General features: G+C 60.9%; 19 protein-coding genes. 8 read left to right on the top strand and 11 right to left on the bottom strand.

Annotated features, from left to right (window positions below):
• Positions 1-223 precede the first annotated feature (223 nt).
• The gene (locus tag ACQZ5Y_RS10025) at positions 224-454 is read right to left on the bottom strand and encodes a hypothetical protein (protein WP_174049923.1); all 231 of its coding nucleotides are present in this window, start codon (positions 452-454) and stop codon (positions 224-226) included.
• Between the two features lie 146 nt (positions 455-600).
• On the opposite strand from ACQZ5Y_RS10025, the gene ACQZ5Y_RS10020 reads away from it, so the two are divergent.
• Entirely contained in the window at positions 601-1,185 is a 585-nt protein-coding gene (locus ACQZ5Y_RS10020; protein ID WP_013636743.1) for a transglycosylase SLT domain-containing protein, read from the top strand.
• A gap of 117 nt (positions 1,186-1,302) precedes the next feature.
• Here the strand turns inward: ACQZ5Y_RS10020 and ACQZ5Y_RS10015 are convergent, their stop codons facing one another.
• From ACQZ5Y_RS10015 to ACQZ5Y_RS09995, 5 genes are all read right to left on the bottom strand, one after another.
• Positions 1,303-1,917 (bottom strand): alpha/beta hydrolase, encoded by a 615-nt coding sequence (locus tag ACQZ5Y_RS10015; protein ID WP_065658661.1) that lies wholly within the window; start codon positions 1,915-1,917, stop codon positions 1,303-1,305.
• Positions 1,918-2,086: 169 nt separating this feature from the next.
• Positions 2,087-3,031 carry a VOC family protein gene (locus tag ACQZ5Y_RS10010; RefSeq protein WP_003513996.1) on the bottom strand — a complete coding sequence of 315 codons (945 nt, stop codon included), beginning with the start codon at positions 3,029-3,031 and terminating at the stop codon, positions 2,087-2,089.
• A gap of 165 nt (positions 3,032-3,196) precedes the next feature.
• On the bottom strand, positions 3,197-4,273 hold the full coding sequence (locus ACQZ5Y_RS10005) for a siderophore-interacting protein (protein ID WP_174049925.1): 1,077 nt from the start codon (positions 4,271-4,273) through the stop codon (positions 3,197-3,199).
• A 121-nt stretch (positions 4,274-4,394) separates the two neighbouring features.
• Positions 4,395-5,087, bottom strand: a complete 693-nt coding sequence (gene ung / locus ACQZ5Y_RS10000) for a uracil-DNA glycosylase (RefSeq protein WP_174049927.1) — start codon at positions 5,085-5,087, stop codon at positions 4,395-4,397.
• A gap of 14 nt (positions 5,088-5,101) precedes the next feature.
• Positions 5,102-5,497 carry a VOC family protein gene (locus ACQZ5Y_RS09995; RefSeq protein WP_112161730.1) on the bottom strand — a complete coding sequence of 132 codons (396 nt, stop codon included), beginning with the start codon at positions 5,495-5,497 and terminating at the stop codon, positions 5,102-5,104.
• 259 nt (positions 5,498-5,756) lie between these two features.
• Here ACQZ5Y_RS09995 and ACQZ5Y_RS09990 point away from each other — a divergent pair, with 259 nt between their 5' ends.
• Positions 5,757-6,113, top strand: a complete 357-nt coding sequence (locus ACQZ5Y_RS09990) for a YbaN family protein (protein ID WP_003514002.1) — start codon at positions 5,757-5,759, stop codon at positions 6,111-6,113.
• Positions 6,114-6,184: 71 nt separating this feature from the next.
• Here ACQZ5Y_RS09990 and ACQZ5Y_RS09985 read toward each other — a convergent pair whose 3' ends face one another.
• The 3 genes from ACQZ5Y_RS09985 to ACQZ5Y_RS09975 are packed head-to-tail and all read right to left on the bottom strand — an operon-like array spanning position 6,185 to position 8,942.
• Complete coding sequence (locus ACQZ5Y_RS09985; protein ID WP_111796450.1) at positions 6,185-6,967, bottom strand: heme ABC transporter ATP-binding protein; 783 nt, start codon at positions 6,965-6,967, stop codon at positions 6,185-6,187.
• Positions 6,964-8,052 (bottom strand): FecCD family ABC transporter permease, encoded by a 1,089-nt coding sequence (locus ACQZ5Y_RS09980; protein ID WP_038492083.1) that lies wholly within the window; start codon positions 8,050-8,052, stop codon positions 6,964-6,966. The genes ACQZ5Y_RS09985 and ACQZ5Y_RS09980 overlap by 4 nt, the downstream gene beginning before the upstream one ends.
• Entirely contained in the window at positions 8,049-8,942 is an 894-nt protein-coding gene (locus tag ACQZ5Y_RS09975) for a heme/hemin ABC transporter substrate-binding protein (protein ID WP_038492086.1), read from the bottom strand. The genes ACQZ5Y_RS09980 and ACQZ5Y_RS09975 overlap by 4 nt, the downstream gene beginning before the upstream one ends.
• Before the next feature lie 196 nt (positions 8,943-9,138).
• Here ACQZ5Y_RS09975 and ACQZ5Y_RS09970 point away from each other — a divergent pair, with 196 nt between their 5' ends.
• The 5 genes from ACQZ5Y_RS09970 (at position 9,139) to ACQZ5Y_RS09950 (ending at position 12,458) form a co-directional block, all read left to right on the top strand.
• Positions 9,139-9,486, top strand: a complete 348-nt coding sequence (locus tag ACQZ5Y_RS09970) for an antibiotic biosynthesis monooxygenase family protein (protein ID WP_003514016.1) — start codon at positions 9,139-9,141, stop codon at positions 9,484-9,486.
• Positions 9,487-9,495: 9 nt separating this feature from the next.
• The gene (gene hutX / locus ACQZ5Y_RS09965) at positions 9,496-10,017 is read left to right on the top strand and encodes a heme utilization cystosolic carrier protein HutX (RefSeq protein ID WP_013636749.1); all 522 of its coding nucleotides are present in this window, start codon (positions 9,496-9,498) and stop codon (positions 10,015-10,017) included.
• Positions 10,018-10,174: 157 nt separating this feature from the next.
• On the top strand, positions 10,175-10,951 hold the full coding sequence (locus ACQZ5Y_RS09960; protein ID WP_013636750.1) for a YbaY family lipoprotein: 777 nt from the start codon (positions 10,175-10,177) through the stop codon (positions 10,949-10,951).
• Between the two features lie 194 nt (positions 10,952-11,145).
• The gene (purU, locus tag ACQZ5Y_RS09955; RefSeq protein ID WP_003514019.1) at positions 11,146-12,030 is read left to right on the top strand and encodes a formyltetrahydrofolate deformylase; all 885 of its coding nucleotides are present in this window, start codon (positions 11,146-11,148) and stop codon (positions 12,028-12,030) included.
• 98 nt (positions 12,031-12,128) lie between these two features.
• Positions 12,129-12,458 (top strand): hypothetical protein, encoded by a 330-nt coding sequence (locus ACQZ5Y_RS09950; RefSeq protein ID WP_003514020.1) that lies wholly within the window; start codon positions 12,129-12,131, stop codon positions 12,456-12,458.
• 42 nt (positions 12,459-12,500) lie between these two features.
• On the opposite strand, the gene ACQZ5Y_RS09945 is transcribed toward ACQZ5Y_RS09950, so the two are convergent.
• Entirely contained in the window at positions 12,501-13,877 is a 1,377-nt protein-coding gene (locus ACQZ5Y_RS09945) for a sensor histidine kinase (protein WP_019565082.1), read from the bottom strand.
• Complete coding sequence (locus ACQZ5Y_RS09940) at positions 13,874-14,554, bottom strand: response regulator (RefSeq protein WP_065658689.1); 681 nt, start codon at positions 14,552-14,554, stop codon at positions 13,874-13,876. The genes ACQZ5Y_RS09945 and ACQZ5Y_RS09940 overlap by 4 nt, the downstream gene beginning before the upstream one ends.
• A gap of 69 nt (positions 14,555-14,623) precedes the next feature.
• Between ACQZ5Y_RS09940 and ACQZ5Y_RS09935 the strand changes: the two genes are divergently transcribed.
• Positions 14,624-15,703 carry an ABC transporter substrate-binding protein gene (locus tag ACQZ5Y_RS09935; RefSeq protein ID WP_174050029.1) on the top strand — a complete coding sequence of 360 codons (1,080 nt, stop codon included), beginning with the start codon at positions 14,624-14,626 and terminating at the stop codon, positions 15,701-15,703.
• Positions 15,704-15,889 lie beyond the last annotated feature (186 nt).

Below are 15,889 nucleotides of genomic sequence, written 5' to 3'. Positions count from 1 at the left end.
CTGTTTTCCGCAGCGGCCCCGTCCTTGCAGGTTGTCCGCTCCTTGTCTGTGATCCCACAATGGCACAGCACTGTTTTCAGCCGCTTTAAGCCGATTGCTACAATTTTATCGGTTTTCATTTTTGTACAGGGGGCAGGCTCTCCGGAAACATAGCCCGCGCCCGTCGCCCCGAAACCGAGGCAACGCTTAGAAGCGATAAAGGGGCCGCATCGCTGCGGGAGTATCAAATGGTGTAGTAGGGTTTTGCAGACGATGCGGCCCCGGCTTCAACATGTGACCCGCCGCCGGCCGCCTCAACCGTGACATCGGGAAACTCCCCGGTTTTGGCCGCCTGCCCCGCCCACCTTGCGCCGCGCGCACGCTGGATGACCGGGATGGGATAAGCATAAGCGGCTTTGTGAGACCGGGGATGTGCGGGGATGCCGGTAATGCCATGCCCGGAAAAAAACGCCACTCACCCCATGGTTTTGCCGCATCCCGGACACAGGAATTTTCAGCGGGTTAACAAGCGCTTGATCGGCGGCATTTGAATTAACCTTGTCTTAAAACCCGACGTTAATGGTTAGCAATTTAAGAATAGCGGAACGAAAGGGTTCCGCGATGCGTGGCGTATTTGCCGTTGTTTTACTGATGACTGTACTGGCTGGTTGCGCAACCGCACCGTCGCAGGTCACCAATGCCTGTGCGATTTTCGAGCAGCGGAACGGCCTCTTCAACAATTGGCGACGTGACGCGAGGGCAGCCGAACGGGAGTTCGGCGTGCCGGTGCCGGTGATGATGGCAACGATCTACACCGAATCTGCCTTCCGCCCCTATGCCCGCCCGCCGCGCACCAAACTCTTCGGCTTCATTCCCTGGACGCGCCAGTCCACCGCTTACGGTTATGCCCAGGCGCTGGACGGTACATGGGAAGTCTACAAGCGCGAAACCGGCCGCTGGTCGGCAAGCCGCACGGATTTCACCGACGCGATCCATTTCGTCGGCTGGTATCACGCCAAGAGCCGCCGCGAAAACGGCATTGCGCTGAACGATCCCTATAACCTCTACCTCGCTTATTATTCCGGCCATGCCGGTTACGCCAAGGGAAGCTGGCGCAACAATTCCGCCGTCCAGAAAGCCGCCCGCCGCTCCGCCAACATGGCGCTGCGTTACGAGGCGCAGTTGCAGCAATGCGGATATCGCTAAGGCGGGGGTAGCAGGATCGTTCTGCCTGGATGCGATGCGGAAAGGCGGATCACCTACCCTCACCGTCACCCCAGACTAGATCCGGCATGCCGGTGAGGAAGGAGGCCGGGCAGAAAGCTACCCTCCATAAGGCGCTAGAAACTCCCGCACCGCCTCGATCTCGTTCGAACGGATTTCATGCCCGCCCGGATGCCACACCGTTTTCACCGTGCCGCCCTGCGCTTCAAGGCTCTTTTCCAGCGCCTTCGTCAGCGGCACCGGGCAGATGGGATCGCGTTCTCCGGCCGTGATCAGCACCCGGCGCGAGGATTTGGCCGCAGCCGCCTGCGGCTCGAACGGGATGAGCGGATGCATAAGCACGGCGGCATCAAAAAGCTCCGGCTGTTCGATCAGCACATTTGCGAGGATATTCGCGCCGTTGGAGAAACCGAGACCGATTACCGGACCAGCCTGATAGTGCTCCCGGTTGGCTTTGACGAAATCCGCCAGCTTGGCTGTTGCCCGCTCTAGATCGGCCATGTCGTAAACGCCCTCACCCGTGCGCCGGAAAAACCGCGCAGCGCCATGCTCGGCGACATCGCCGAGCGGCGAGACAATCGTGGCATTCGGCAACAGGCCCGAGCCGAAATCGAAGAACTGGTTTTCATCACCGCCGGTGCCGTGCAGCACGACGAAAAGCGGTGCACCCGCAACGCCGGCACGGGATTTGTGGAAATATGTGTCTTTGGTCATTGGATAATCCTTTCTGAAAGGAGAAATTCAGCGATACCGAGCTCACTCTGCCGCAAGGCATTGGGCATCACATGTCGAGCGAGAGGTTTCAGCGTGTCGTCTTCTCCCCGGACGGGGAGAAGAAAAGAGTGGCAAACGTTTCGCCGAAGGATGGCCAGGTTCGATAGGGCTAAACCGCCTTCTCGTCACCCAGCGGCTCCAGCTGCTTTTCCAGCTGGGCGCGCAGATGCGCGTGCTGGGTCGGCAGCTTCAGCGCCTCGCCGAGATGCGCCGTGTCCTCGTCGCGGTCGAAACCGGGCTCGTTGGTGGCCACTTCGAACAGCACACCGCCGGGCGTGCGGAAATAGATCGCCCAGAAATAATCGCGGTCGATCACCGGGGTCACCTGATAGCCCGTATCCATCAGCGCCTTGCGGACTTCGAGCTGCTTTTCGCGGTTTTCGACCGCAAAGGCGATGTGGTGCACCGAACCCGCCCCAAGGCGCGCGCCGGAGATGTTCGGCATGGTTTCGATGTCGATGACATCAGCACCGTTGCCGCCGGGCATGCCGAGACGCAGCACGCCATCCTGGCGGTCCACTTCCTCATACCCCATGAACTTCAAAAGCTCGGCGGTTGCCCCTTCGTCACGAAGGCGCAAGGAGGCGCCCTGAAAACCGTGGATCGCCTGATCCGCACTGACCCCATTGCCGGTCCACTGCGAGCGGGCATCATCCTTGATCTCGACCAGCGCAAAACCATCACCATCGGGACCTGCAAAATGCAGGCGCTTGTTGCCGAATGCCTCGTCAGCCTTCAGACCGTCCACGCCCGCCTTGGAAAGACGATCCTGCCAGTAGCCGAGCGAGCCTTCCGGGACGGAAAACAGCGTTGTGCCCACTTCGCCGGTGCCGGGACGACCACGGGCAATATGCGGGAACGGGAAGTAAGTCATGACGGAGCCGGGCGTGCCGACCTCATCGCCATAATAGAGATGGTAGACATCCGGCGCATCGAAATTGACCGTCTTCTTCACCCGGCGCAGGCCGAGCGTATCGGTGAAAAAGCCGTTGTTCTGGCGCGCACTACCGGCCATGGAGGTGACGTGGTGCAGGCCCTTGATCTGGTTCAACATGATAAACCCCTTTTCGCCTTGGCGGCCCGTCAATCGGGCCAGCCGTGTTCATGGCGTGAAGATGGGGTAAGAAGTGCTGCGGGCATAGACCGGCAACAGGAACGGATTGTTCCCGATTGGTGAACGATAAAACCGACTGTTCAACCCAGTCGATAGAGGCATGCCTCAATGATCGTCGGCGAGGCCCATGCTCCAGTAACCGACGGCGCGCAGCGATGCCTTGGGGAAGGCGATCTCATCAGTGAGGAAGGATTTCGCCGCCCTCGCCTCGGCCTTCTCGCAGGCAACAAAAACATGCAGACCGTCATGCTCGCCCGTCCAGGCATGGCCGCGCAACGCCTGTTCGATAAGGCCCGATGTGCCGGCGGGCTTGCCGCGCCGATAAAGCCATGTCCATTCGACATTGGCGGCGCAGACGATCTCCTGCCGCTCCGCCTCGTTGTCGATCTCGGCATAGACGCTGAGCGTCTTGCCAACAGGCATTTCCGCCGCCATGCGCAGCATCACCGGCAGCGCGGTCTCGTCGCCGGCAAAGACGTAACGCTCCGCTTCCGGGCAAGTGCCGCTCGGACCGATGATGCCGAGAACGTCGCCCGGCTTTGCCGTCGCGCCGAAATTTGCGCCCGGCATGTCATCGCCCTCATGCATGACGAAATCGATATCCACCTCACCGCGGCCGACATCGCCGGAGCGGATGGTATAGACGCGCCGCGTCAGAAGATCGTCGCCCGCCGGCCAGACGATCGCGCCGGTGGGCGCGAGGTAAGGCCAGACCGCAGCGCGCGCCTGATCGGGAACGAGCAGCAGGCGAACATGCATGCCGCCGGTGACAAGCCTTTCAATACCGCTTTCGACGGACACCACGAGACGGCGCATATGCGGCGTCAGATTATAGGCGCGGGCAACCTTGCCGACGAAGAGATTGGGTAGCTCGCGCTGATAGGCGCCGTGTCCGCTCCAACGGAAATCGAGTCCCGTCTTGCCGGAAAACTCAACGATATGCTCAGCCACCATGGCCTTGACCGACGTCAATATATGTTCCGAAACGCAGCTTACCCGCGCGGCGAACCGGCCACCTTCGGCGCTGAAGCTGCCATGGCCATATTCCGCCTTGAAACGCACCGTCGCCCCTTCCCGCTCCATCTCCATATGCTCCGAAAAATGATCCTCGAAAGCATCGACGATCGATGCGGGATCGGGCAGCGAGACAGAGGTTTCTGCAGACAGGAGAGACACGGGCATAAATCCTTCACTTTGTAGTCGAGTATTCTTAAACCGGACCCGACTGCGCTGTAAAGATGTTTGCTGCACTCCCCGTCATGCCCGTCTTGAGCCGGCATGACGGAGGAGGCTGGAAGGTTGTTTAAGCAGTTTCCGGCAATTGCCAGTCGATAGGCTCGCGGCCATGGGATACCAGGAAGGCGTTTGCCTTGGAAAAATGGCCATTGCCGAAAAAGCCGTTATGGGCCGAAAGCGGCGAAGGGTGCGGCGAGCGCAGCACGAGATGTTTTTTCTGGTCCACGAAAGCCGCCTTCCTCTGGGCATAGGAACCCCAGAGCAGGAACACCACATGCTCACATTCGTCATTGACGGCGCGGATGACGGCATCGGTGAACTTTTCCCATCCCTGCCCCTGATGCGAGGCAGCGCGCGATTCTTCCACCGTCAGCACGCTGTTGAGCAAAAGCACGCCCTGTTTCGCCCAGCTTTCCAGAAAACCGTGACTGACGGGGCGGATGCCCAGATCGCTCTGCAATTCCTTGTAGATATTGACGAGCGAGGGCGGAATGCGCACACCGGGCTGCACCGAAAAGCAAAGCCCATGTGCCTGGCCAACCCCATGATAGGGGTCCTGCCCCAGAATGACGACCTTGACCCTGTCGAGCGGGGTCAGATCCAGCGCCCGGAAATATTCGGCACCCTTGGGAAAGATGTGCTTGCCAGCAGTTTTTTCGGCAAGCAGGAAATCTTTGAGCTTCTGCATGTAGGGGCTGGCGAATTCGGTGGAAAGAACACGTTTCCAGCTGTCTTCGAGTTTGACGCCTGCCTCTGCCATGTTGTGCCTCTTTGTTACTTGAACCGGTTGCCGCGCTGCAGCACTTCGATCTTGTAGCCATCCGGATCGCAAATGAAGAAATATTTCGCGAAAGGCTGACCTTTATGGTCGGCTTCGATGATCTTGCCCGGAGACAGGCCAAGCTCGATGAAACGCTGATGTTCGGCATCCACATCGGCAACGCTGACCGCGAGATGGCCGTAGCCGTCACTCAGCGCATAGGGCACTTCGCGACCCCGGTTGACAGTCAGCTCCAGCTCGAAATCGCCTTCGGCATTGCTGAGATAGATCAGCGTGAAATTTTCGAACTCGGCACGTTCCGCAATCTCAAGCCCGAAAGCCTGCTTGTAAAACTCCACCGAACGCTTTTCTTCCAGCACCCGGACCATCGAGTGGATCAGCTTGGCCATGGTGTTTTCCTTCTGCTTCTTATCTCGTCGTCGTCCGGTTGTGCTCCGGACATTGCGGACCAAGGGGATAAAGACAGAGTGCCGTGCTTTCAACCCTAAAGACGGATTAAGGAGCAGGGGAAACCGCCCGATCACGGCAAATGTGATGGCGAAACAGTTGGCGCATGACGTGGACACGCGGGCTTTCCGGTCAAAATGGCCCTCACATTTCGCCCCGCCGCTCTATCCTGAGTAGAGAACTCATGATACCGGCATATCCATGCGCCTTCTGTACCTCTGTCTTGGCTGGCTTATGGTCGCGACCGGCATCGTCGGCGCGTTTCTTCCCGTTTTGCCCACCACGCCATTTCTGCTGCTGGCGCTCTGGTGCTTTTCCCGCTCCTCACCGAAACTCGAGGCGTGGCTTCTGACCCACCCCCGATTCGGCCCGTCGCTTCGGCAATGGCGCGAACGCGGCGCAATTGCCCGCAAGGCGAAGATTGCGGCCCTGTCGGCCATGTGTGCGAGTTATGCCGCCTTCTGGTTCCTGAGCGACCCGCCGGCTCTGCGCGCGGCAATCGTTGCCGCCGTCATGCTCGGCTCTGCACTCTTCATCGTCACCCGGCCGGAAAGCTGAGGCGACATCACCTTTAGAGCCTTGTCGCATTTCCTGACGGAAAACCGGGTTCCACTTTTCCTGGAAATGCTCTAGCGATGCCTCGACTGCGGCAGCACATAAGGAATATGCCGCGCCGGCAGACGTCCGACGACGCCGCCAATCCCATAGACCCTTGCAATCGTCTCGTCGCTGATCGTGTCCAGCGATGGACCGCTCGCCGTTACCCGGCCGCCATGCATGACGATAAGTTGATCGGCAAATTCTGCCGCAAGGTTGAGATCGTGCAGGATGGCAAGCACGAGACCGCCGCCAATAGCGAAATCCCGCGCCGTTTCCAGCACCGCGATCTGGTGGCCTATATCGAGACTGGCCGTCGGCTCATCGAGAAAGAGAGCCCGCACCTCGCCGTTTTCCACGGGATGCGGCACCTGGGCGAGAGCGCGGGCAAATTGCACGCGCTGCTGCTCGCCGCCAGACAGCATGTTGTAGGAGCGCTGCTCGAACCCGCGAAGCCCCGCCCTGGCGAGCGCCCGGCGGGCCTGCTCTTCCGGCGCGCGCGACCCTTGCGCGACAGCGCCCATGCGCACGATTTCGAGCGCGGTGAAAGGAAAGGCAAGCTGGGTATTCTGCGGCAGCACGGCACGGATGCGCGCAAGCTGAACCGGCGTAAACAACGGCAGGGCAACATCATTATAGGTCACTGAACCGGCCTCGGCACGCATCTCGCCGGACAGAACCTTCATCAGCGTCGATTTGCCGGCACCGTTCGGACCGATAATGACATTGACCTTGCCGGGCTTCAGATCGACGCAGACCTCGTCGAGCAGACGGCGGCCGGAGCGGATGAGGGTGAGGTTTTCGGCCCGGATCATGACATGTTCCGCATGGAAAATCCGCCGCGGCCGAGCAGCAGGAACAGGAACACCGGCGCGCCGATCAGCGCGGTGACCACGCCGATGGGCAATTCCGCCGGTGCCGCAACCGTGCGGGCAAAACTGTCGGCGAGAAGCAGAAGTGCGGCCCCGCCAAGTGCAGAGGCCGGCAGCAGGAAGCGGTGCGATGGGCCAATGGCAAGCCGCAGCAGATGCGGCACGACGATCCCGACAAAACCGATGGAGCCGGCAGCCGCCACGCTTGCCCCGCAGGCAGCGGCAACGGCCAGAATGACGACTCGCTTCAGCCGCTGCACGGGAATGCCCATGTGAAAGGCCGCCGCATCGCCAAGGATCAGCGCATCCAGGCCCCTTGCGACAAAGGGAATGATGGCGAGCACGACGACGATGAAGGGCAAGGTGGCGAGAACCTTGGCAGGGGTGGCCCCACCAAGCGAACCGAGAGACCAGAAGGTGATGTCGCGGAGCGCCCGGTCATCGGCCACAAAAATCATCAGGCCGGTCAGCGCACCGCTAATCGCCGCAACCGCAATGCCGGCCAGAATAAGCGTCGTCGTGGAGGTGGCGCCATCCCTTGTGGCAATGACGTAAAGCAGCCAGGTGTTCAAAAGCCCGCCGAAAAACGCCATCAGCGGCAGAAAATGCGGGCCGAAAAATACGGCGACGGTTGCGAGCGCACCTTCCCCAAGAGAGATTGCCGCAACCGCAAAAAGTGCTGCACCCGAGGTGACACCGACAATGCCGGGATCGGCCAGCGGATTGCGGAAAAGACCCTGCATCATGGCGCCCGAGACGCCAAGCCCAGCACCGATCAACATGCCGAGCGCCGTGCGCGGCAGTCGCACCGCCTCGAGAATGACTTTATCACGCGCATCGAGTTGATCCGCGCTGCCAGTCAGATAGGCCCAGAGTTCGGAAATGCCCACACCCGTGGGTCCGCTGACGAGCGACACGCCGCAGGCAAACAGCAGGATGCCAACGAGCGCGGCAAGGGTAACAACCCCCTGACGGGATCTGTCACCGGCAACCCTGCCCTCCGTGGAACTCAAGGCAGCAAGGCTCACGGCTTCACCACATCAGGGTAGAGCTTGTGCGCCAGTTCACGACCGGCGGCGGGCGTGCGCGGGCCAAAACCGATGAGGTAAAGCCCGTCCATGCTGATCAGCGCCTTCTCCGCAGCAGCCGGCGTGGACTGGAACGCGGGCAGCGCGAAAATCTCATCCGCCTTGCCGGCATGGTCACCGCGCGCCATGGTCAGCACCACATCGGGCGCGGAGGCGATGACCGCCTCATCCGTCAACGGCTTGTACCCGCTGATTTCCTGCGCGGCATTGATGCCGCCGGCCATTTCGATGATCGCCGCCGCTTCGGTGCCCTTGCCCGCCGCCATGATGCGACCGCCGGCGCTGGAGAGCACGAAGAGCACACGCTTCCTGTTCTTTTCCGGCACGGCTGAGACGTCCTTGGCGAGCACATCAAGCCCGGCTTTGGTTTCCGCGGCCAATGCCTTTGCCTTGTCGGCAAGACCAACTGCCGCACCGACATCTTCGATCTTCCTGGGGATGGCGTCGCCGCTCGGCGGGGTATCGACGGTGACGAAAGGCACCGCACTGGCCTTGAGGATGGCAACGACATCCGCCGGGCCGGACCCGTCTTCAGACAGGATGAGATCGGGCTTCTGCGACAGAATGCCCTCCGACGAGAGCGCCCGCATATAGCCGATATCGGGCTTGGACAGCACGTCCGCCGGATAGCTGCTGGTGCTGTCACGCGCAACTATGCGGTCGCTCGCGCCAAGCGCATAAAGGATTTCCGTTACCGTACCGCCGACTGCAACGATGCGTTTCGCCTCCGGATTGCCCTTGTCCGAAGCTCTAGCTCCGGGCGCGGTAACGGCGATGACGGCGGGCACGAGGGCGGCGAAAACGAACGAGCGAAGGCTTAAATTCAACATGACGCTATCCTGAAACACAAGCTGGCACGGGCGGATACGGGATTGCCCATCTTATTTAACTTGAGTTATTTGCACATGTTTATAGAAGGCGCAATCAATAAGTGGAGTAAAATTGTTCGCTTTATCGTCAGCCTCTTTCCATCCACGCTTCGGCTGGATATCCTGACTGCAACTGTAAACTTAAAGGGAGACTTCCATGTTTATCGCAATGAACCGTTTTCGCGTCGTACCGGGCTATGAGGATACCTTTGAATCCATCTGGCGCGAGCGTAAATCGCACCTGAGCGAGCTGCCGGGCTATATCGAATTTCACATGCTGAAAGGCCCGAAGGCGGATGACCACACGCTCTATGCCTCGCACACCGTCTGGGCCACCAAGGACGATTTCCTGAGCTGGACCAAATCCGAACAGTTCCGTGCCGCCCATGCCAAGGCCGGTGAGAACCGTGGCAAGGTCGAATATCTTTCCGGCCCGCATTTCGAAGGTTTTGACGTCATCATCCACGAAGACAAGAATGGCGAACGCCGTTCGATTGCCGCCTGAGGCGCGCCGATGAGCATTGCAGCCCAAAAGACCGATGACCGGCAGGCCCGCGCTGCCGCAGCACTTGCCGAAAAGCCTGACGGCATCGTGGAAGCCATTGCCGCCAAGGCAGAGGTGACATCAGCCGAAATTCTGGCGATCCTGCCGCAAGGTGCGGCCGTTTCGGCTGGTTCCGATCAGTTCGACGCGATCTGGAACGAGATGCGCGGCTGGGGCGAAGTCCTGATGATCGTCCAGACCGGCGATATCGTGCTGGAAGTGCCGGGCGACCTGCCAGAGGGCAGCGAAAGCCACGGCTGGTTCAACATCCACGGTGACAGCCCCATCGGCGGCCACATCAAGAAGGACAATTGCACCGGCATCACCTTCGTCGATCGCGGTTTTCACGGCCGACGCTCCTGTTCCGTCTGGTTCATGAATGCCGCCGGCGGTGCCATGTTCAAGATTTTCGTCCGTCGCGACGAAAACAAGGAACTGCGTGGCGATCAGCTGGCGAAGTTCGAAGCGCTGCGGGACAGTTTCCGTGGCTAAGTGAATGGGAGGCTGCTGGTGGTGGCCTCCCTCCTTCCTCATCAATCCGTGATGGCTCAGCCCCACTCGTGAGGAAACATTCACCGGTTCATCGCCCGTTCAGTGCCGTTTTTTATCATCCGCTGAAATTCGATCAGCAGCACGGAGCAAGCACCATATGAACGACCGCCAGCCACTTCTTTCGCGCCGGAATTTCGCAGGGCTCCTCGCGCTTGCACCGCTTTTTGCAGCGGGCGGTGCGGCTGCCGCACCCGCAAGCCTGCGCGGCAGCGTTTCCTATCGCGAGCGGATCGCACTGCCGCCGGGCGCGACTGTTACGGTGCGCCTCATCGATGTCTCGCTGGCGGACGCGCCTTCGCAGACGATCGCCGAAACAACCATACGCCCGCGTGGGCAGGTGCCGGTACCCTTCGTTTTGCGTTATGACGACCGCGACATCCGTGGCCGCCGCTCCTATGCGCTCAGCGCCGAAATCCGCGAGGGCGACCGGCTGCTCTTCACCACAACGCGCCGTTACTCGGTTCTGGCCGGTGGGCGTGACGACACCGATCTCGTTCTGGAACGGGTGGCGGCGGCTCCAGGCAGGCCGGAGCCGCAGGCTGGCATTGAGGGGCGCTGGCTGGTGCAGGAAATCCGTGGCGAAAGGGTTCGCGGCCGCCGCGAGGCAACGCTGGAAATCTCCCGCGAGGGCCGCGTTTCCGGCAATGCCGGCTGCAACGGCATCGGCGGCGAGGTGAAGATAAGCCGCAACCGCGTCGATTTCGGCCGGATGATTTCCACCCAGATGGCCTGCGCTCCTGACATCATGCGCCAGGAAAGGCAGTTCATCGAAGCGCTTGAAGGCGCCCGCTCCTTCCGGCTCGAACCGCGCCGCGGCTCGCTGGAGCTGATCGACGGCCGCGGCCGCCCGGCCATGCGCCTGCGCCGCGCCTGAGAGCGGTAACGGCAGGCGGCAACGCCTGCCGCCGCCGTGCTGGCCGTGGAACATTCCATGTCGCTTCCGGCACGGCGCGGCCCCTTTTCCCGTCTTATGACTTTGCTGCACTCGTCTTGGCGCTTTGCTCCGCCACAGAGCTGCGCTATGGAACGCGCCAACTGCGCCGGTTCAAAGTCTTTGAGGGAAAACGAATGACAACCTATGTTCTGACAGTAGCCTGCAAATCGACCCGCGGCATCGTCGCCGCGATTTCCGGTTATCTGGCGGAAAAGGGCTGCAACATCGTCGACAGTTCGCAGTTTGACGACCTCGAGACCGGCAAGTTCTTCATGCGCGTTTCCTTCATTTCCGAAGAGGGCGCGACGATGCAGGCCATCACAGAGGGCTTTCAGCCGGTGGCGGAAAAATTCGGCATGGAAGCCCGCATCTATAGCGACGGCCAGCGCATGAAAACACTTCTGATGGTGTCCCGCTTCGGCCATTGCCTCAACGATCTGCTCTACCGCTGGAAGATCGGCGCGCTGCCGATCGATATCGTCGGCGTCGTCTCCAACCATTTCGAATATCAGAAAGTGGTGGTCAACCACGATATTCCCTTCCACCACATCAAGGTAACGAAGGAAAACAAGCCGCAGGCCGAAGCGCAGCTGATGGACCTGATCGAGACCAGCGGCACCGAACTGGTGGTGCTGGCGCGTTACATGCAGGTGCTGTCCGACAACATGTGCCGCAAGATGTCGGGCCGGATCATCAACATCCACCACTCCTTCCTGCCATCCTTCAAGGGCGCCAACCCCTACAAGCAGGCCTATGACCGCGGCGTAAAGCTGATCGGCGCGACAGCCCATTACGTCACCGCCGATCTGGACGAAGGCCCGATCATCGAGCAGGACACGGTGCGCGTCACCCATGCCCAATCTGCCGAAGACTATGTCTCTCTTGGCCGTGATGTGGAAAGCCAGGTACTGGCACGCGCCATCCATGCTCACATCCACCACCGCACCTTCATCAACGGCAACCGCACCGTAGTCTTCCCGCCAAGCCCGGGCAGCTACGCTTCGGAACGGATGGGCTAATACGCCACGAAAACAACGCGGAATTATTTTTACCGACCGGCAACCGAGCATCCCATGTGACCGTTTCTTCACTGTAGCCCAACAGCGAGGTCTCTCACATGAAAAAACTCGTCATTGCCGGCGCCGCGTTTCTCATCGCGGCGGGGTCCAGCTTCGCCCAGCAGCCGCCACCACCGCCAGGACCAGCGGACGCTGGTTCAAGGGCGGATGCGCCGCCGCCACCTCCTCCGCCCGGCCCTGGTGGTCCGAGGGAAGCAGGCTGGCGGGACGGCCCGCATGGCAAGAGAATGCCACCCCCGCCCTCCAAGGCAGCGCATTTCAGGATTGAAGACGGCGAGCGCAAAATCGACGTCAAATGTGCCGATGACGAGCCGATGAAGGCCTGCGCCGACATCATGATGCAGATTATCGATAAGATGAACGAATAGGACCGCGAGTCTCCTCCAAGGGGACGGCGCAGCAGTGCCGCCTCAGGAAAACTCTACCCGGGCCCTTAAGCCCCGCCCGCCCGCGCCGTCCTCAAGCGTCAGTCGCCCGCCGAACAGCCCGGCGATCTCCTCGATGATCGCAAGGCCGAGGCCGGCGCCGGGGGCGGCGTTGGCTTCGCCGCGGGCGAAGCGCTGGCGCACCATGGCGCGTTTTTCCGTGGGTATGCCGGGGCCGTTATCTTCCACTTCCAGCCAGACGGCGCCCGCTTGCCTACCGACGCGCACGGTGACTTCCGCACCACGCCCCGCGTAGTTGATGGCATTGGAAACGAGATTGCCGATCAGTTCACCGATAAGGAGCGGCTCGGCGAGAATTGTCGCTTCGCCCTCGCCTTCGAAACCGAGATCGATGCCGGCGTCGGCCGCGCGTGGCACGAAATCTGCCGTCACGTTTTGCGCCACCGCCACGAGGTCGATCTGGGAAAAATCATGTTTTTCGCTCGAACCGGCGGCATCGATATTGGCCATGCGCAGCAACTGGGCGAGGATGTGTTCGGCATGGGCCACCGAAGCGCCGCCCTTGCGCGCCGCCGCCTGCGCGTCTTCGAGACTTGCGGCGCGGGCGGAAAGCGCAAGCTGGGTGCTGATGATGGCAAGCGGCGTGCGCAATTGATGGCTGGCATTACCGGTGAAATGCCTGAGCGCATCGAGCGCCGATTGCAGCCGCACCATGAAGGAATTGACCGTTTCCACCAGATTTTCCACCTCCACCGGCACGGATTGCCGGATTGGATGCAGGTCGTTGGGGCTGCGCTCGGCAATCGCTTCGCTGAGCCGGTAAAGCGGCCGGAGCGAAATCGTCACCGCGATCCAGACAATGATCGCCGCGCCCACGATCATGAACAGCAGGCGCAAGGCCGAGCGCAGGATGATGGCCTGCGCAAGCTGGCTGCGGGCGATCGTCGTTTCAGCCACCGTCACGGAAAAGGGCACGGAATTGATGCCGGTGGAGGCAAAACGGCGGATCGCGGCGATGCGGATCGGCTCGTCACGAAACACTGCATCGCGATAGGCAGGCGTTTCTCCGGCCGGATTCTCCACCGTCGGCAGGTTCTGGTAACCGGTGAGAAATTGCCCGTTTGGCCCGTCGACACGGTAAAACACCCGGTCCTGCGCCGCCGATGTCAGCATTTCCAGCGCGACATAGGGAATATCGACCTCCAGCGAGCCGTCTTCGGCCACCACCACCCGCTCGGCAATCGCAAGCGCGGAACCTGACAGCACCCGGTCGGAGACGACATTGGCCGTATTGACCGCCTCGCGCCAGGTATCAGTGAGCGCAACGCAGCCGATGATGGCGGTGGAGATGAGAAGCCAGCCTAAAAGACGCCGCCTGAGCGAATAGGCGGCCTGTCTCATTCAGCCATCTCCGGCAGCTTTTCCAGATAATAGCCGATGCCACGCGCCGTCTTCACCGTCAGCCCGTGGGGGGCAAGCCGCTTGCGCAGCCGGCTGACATATTGCTCGATGGCGTTGCCTGATATCTCGTCGTCGAAACCGGTCAGCGATTGCACGATCGCCTCCTTGGCAACCACCTTGCCCGCCCGCATGAACAGCACCTCGAGCAGCGCCACTTCACGCGCCGGAATATCGAGCGGGCGCCCATCGGCTGAAAAGGTGCGGGATGTGAGGTCGAACAGGACTTTGCCGAAACTGAGCGTAGAAGAGCGCAGGCCGGCATTGCGACGCAGCAGCACCCGCACCCTCGCCTCAAATTCGGTGATGTCGAAGGGCTTGATCATGTAGTCGTCGGCGCCGAGATCGAGCCCTTTGACCTTCTCCTCCGGCGTGCCACGCGCCGTCAGGATCAGCACCGCCGCTTTGTCCTGGCGCGAGCGCATGGAGCGCAGCACCTCGATGCCGTCCATTTCCGGCAGGTTGAGGTCGAGAATGACGAGATCGAAATTTTCCGCCGCAATCGCCGCGTCGGCGGAAGCGCCGTCTGAAACGACATCCACCGCATAACCGCTGCCGCGCAGAAGCGCACACAGCCCTTCCGACAGCACCTGATTGTCCTCGACCAGCAAAATACGCAATTCTTCCTCCCGCAACATTGCCGAGCTTATCCAAGCCCTTGGCGCTTGTGAATGGCAAGCGCGTGCGGCATGATCTTTTCCATGCGTATCGCCGTTTTTCTCTGTCTCTGTCTTTGCATGGCCTCACCGGCGCTTGCACAAGTCGCCGTTTTCCCTGCACCATCAGGCAAGGCGGATGCGGAAACGCTGGTGGTTTATTCCTCGCTGGACGAACCGCTGGCCACGCCGATGATCGAGGGTTTCCAGAAGGCAAACCCCGATATCGCCGTCCATTACGAGGACATGCTGACCGGCGAAATCTATGATCGCATCGTGAAAGAAACCGATGCGGGCAAAAAGACCGCCGATTTCGCCTTTTCATCCGCCATGGATTTGCAGGTGAAGTTGAGCAATGACGGTTACGCCCAGCGCTCCGACCTTGCCATGAGCGCGCGCTGGCCCACCTGGGCCAACTGGCGCAACACCGCCTATGCGCTGACCTTCGAGCCGGCGGTGTTCGTGTATCACAAGCCGAGCTTCACCACCGAAAAGCCGCCCGCCACCCGTGCCGAATTCGTCGATTATCTTGAGCGCCACGCCAAGGAAGTGCATGGCCGCATCGCTACCTACGACATTGAGCGCTCCGGCGTCGGCTTCCTGTTCATGTCGCGCGATCAGGAGCAGTTCGGCGATATATGGAGCGTCATCAAGGCTATGGGCGCGGCCGGCGTGAAGGTCTATTCCACGTCATCCGCCATTCTGGAGCGTGTCTCCAACGGGCGCTTCGTGCTGGGCTACAATATTCTCGGTTCCTACGCGGCCGACTGGGCCTCGCGCCATCCCGATGTCGGCATCGTTCTGCCCAAGGACTATACCGTGGTCATGTCGCGCATCGGGCTGGTGCCGGAAGCCGCCGCCAACCCGGCGCTCGGCCGCCGCTATCTCGAATTCTTCATGTCCAAGGAGGGCCAGACGATCATGGCCCGGCAATTGCAGATCCCCGCCGTCAGCCCTGACGTGGCGGGCGAAAACACCGCCAACACCATGCAGGCGATCCACGGCGCACAATTGCGCCCCGTGCCCGTCAGCCCGGGCCTTATGGTCTATCTGGATCAGGTCAAGCGCAGCCGCCTGATCGAGCGTTGGAACGAGGCGCTACGCTCGCAATAGTAGACGGCAAGCACAAATTAATAGAGAGTAAATGCGCAAGGACTTGCGGTGCGTCAGTTAGATGACAGCTTTTTATGATGCTCTGCAATCCTTCTTCATTCCGTGGAGGCGGAAGAAGATGCGGGAGGAAATCTTGAGGACCGTAGAGCTCCGCGCTGCCCTGGCAGCGTCAGGATAAGCACGGCC

The sequence above is a fragment of the Agrobacterium sp. A3-95 genome, assembly GCF_053521785.1.
This window is presented reverse-complemented; position numbering and strand designations above follow the sequence as displayed.

Bases quoted from the DNA above. Each gene is read 5' to 3' on its own strand.
- ACQZ5Y_RS10020 (WP_013636743.1), top strand. From the start codon at position 601: ATGCGTGGCGTATTTGCCGTTGTTTTACTGATGACTGTACTGGCTGGT.
- ACQZ5Y_RS10015 (WP_065658661.1), bottom strand. From the start codon at position 1,917: ATGACCAAAGACACATATTTCCACAAATCCCGTGCCGGCGTTGCGGGT.
- ACQZ5Y_RS10010 (WP_003513996.1), bottom strand. From the start codon at position 3,031: ATGTTGAACCAGATCAAGGGCCTGCACCACGTCACCTCCATGGCCGGT.
- ACQZ5Y_RS10005 (WP_174049925.1), bottom strand. From the start codon at position 4,273: ATGCCCGTGTCTCTCCTGTCTGCAGAAACCTCTGTCTCGCTGCCCGAT.
- ung (WP_174049927.1), bottom strand. From the start codon at position 5,087: ATGGCAGAGGCAGGCGTCAAACTCGAAGACAGCTGGAAACGTGTTCTT.
- ACQZ5Y_RS09995 (WP_112161730.1), bottom strand. From the start codon at position 5,497: ATGGCCAAGCTGATCCACTCGATGGTCCGGGTGCTGGAAGAAAAGCGT.
- ACQZ5Y_RS09990 (WP_003514002.1), top strand. From the start codon at position 5,757: ATGCGCCTTCTGTACCTCTGTCTTGGCTGGCTTATGGTCGCGACCGGC.
- ACQZ5Y_RS09985 (WP_111796450.1), bottom strand. From the start codon at position 6,967: ATGATCCGGGCCGAAAACCTCACCCTCATCCGCTCCGGCCGCCGTCTG.
- ACQZ5Y_RS09975 (WP_038492086.1), bottom strand. From the start codon at position 8,942: ATGTTGAATTTAAGCCTTCGCTCGTTCGTTTTCGCCGCCCTCGTGCCC.
- ACQZ5Y_RS09970 (WP_003514016.1), top strand. From the start codon at position 9,139: ATGTTTATCGCAATGAACCGTTTTCGCGTCGTACCGGGCTATGAGGAT.
- hutX (WP_013636749.1), top strand. From the start codon at position 9,496: ATGAGCATTGCAGCCCAAAAGACCGATGACCGGCAGGCCCGCGCTGCC.
- ACQZ5Y_RS09960 (WP_013636750.1), top strand. From the start codon at position 10,175: ATGAACGACCGCCAGCCACTTCTTTCGCGCCGGAATTTCGCAGGGCTC.
- purU (WP_003514019.1), top strand. From the start codon at position 11,146: ATGACAACCTATGTTCTGACAGTAGCCTGCAAATCGACCCGCGGCATC.
- ACQZ5Y_RS09950 (WP_003514020.1), top strand. From the start codon at position 12,129: ATGAAAAAACTCGTCATTGCCGGCGCCGCGTTTCTCATCGCGGCGGGG.
- ACQZ5Y_RS09945 (WP_019565082.1), bottom strand. From the start codon at position 13,877: ATGAGACAGGCCGCCTATTCGCTCAGGCGGCGTCTTTTAGGCTGGCTT.
- ACQZ5Y_RS09935 (WP_174050029.1), top strand. From the start codon at position 14,624: ATGATCTTTTCCATGCGTATCGCCGTTTTTCTCTGTCTCTGTCTTTGC.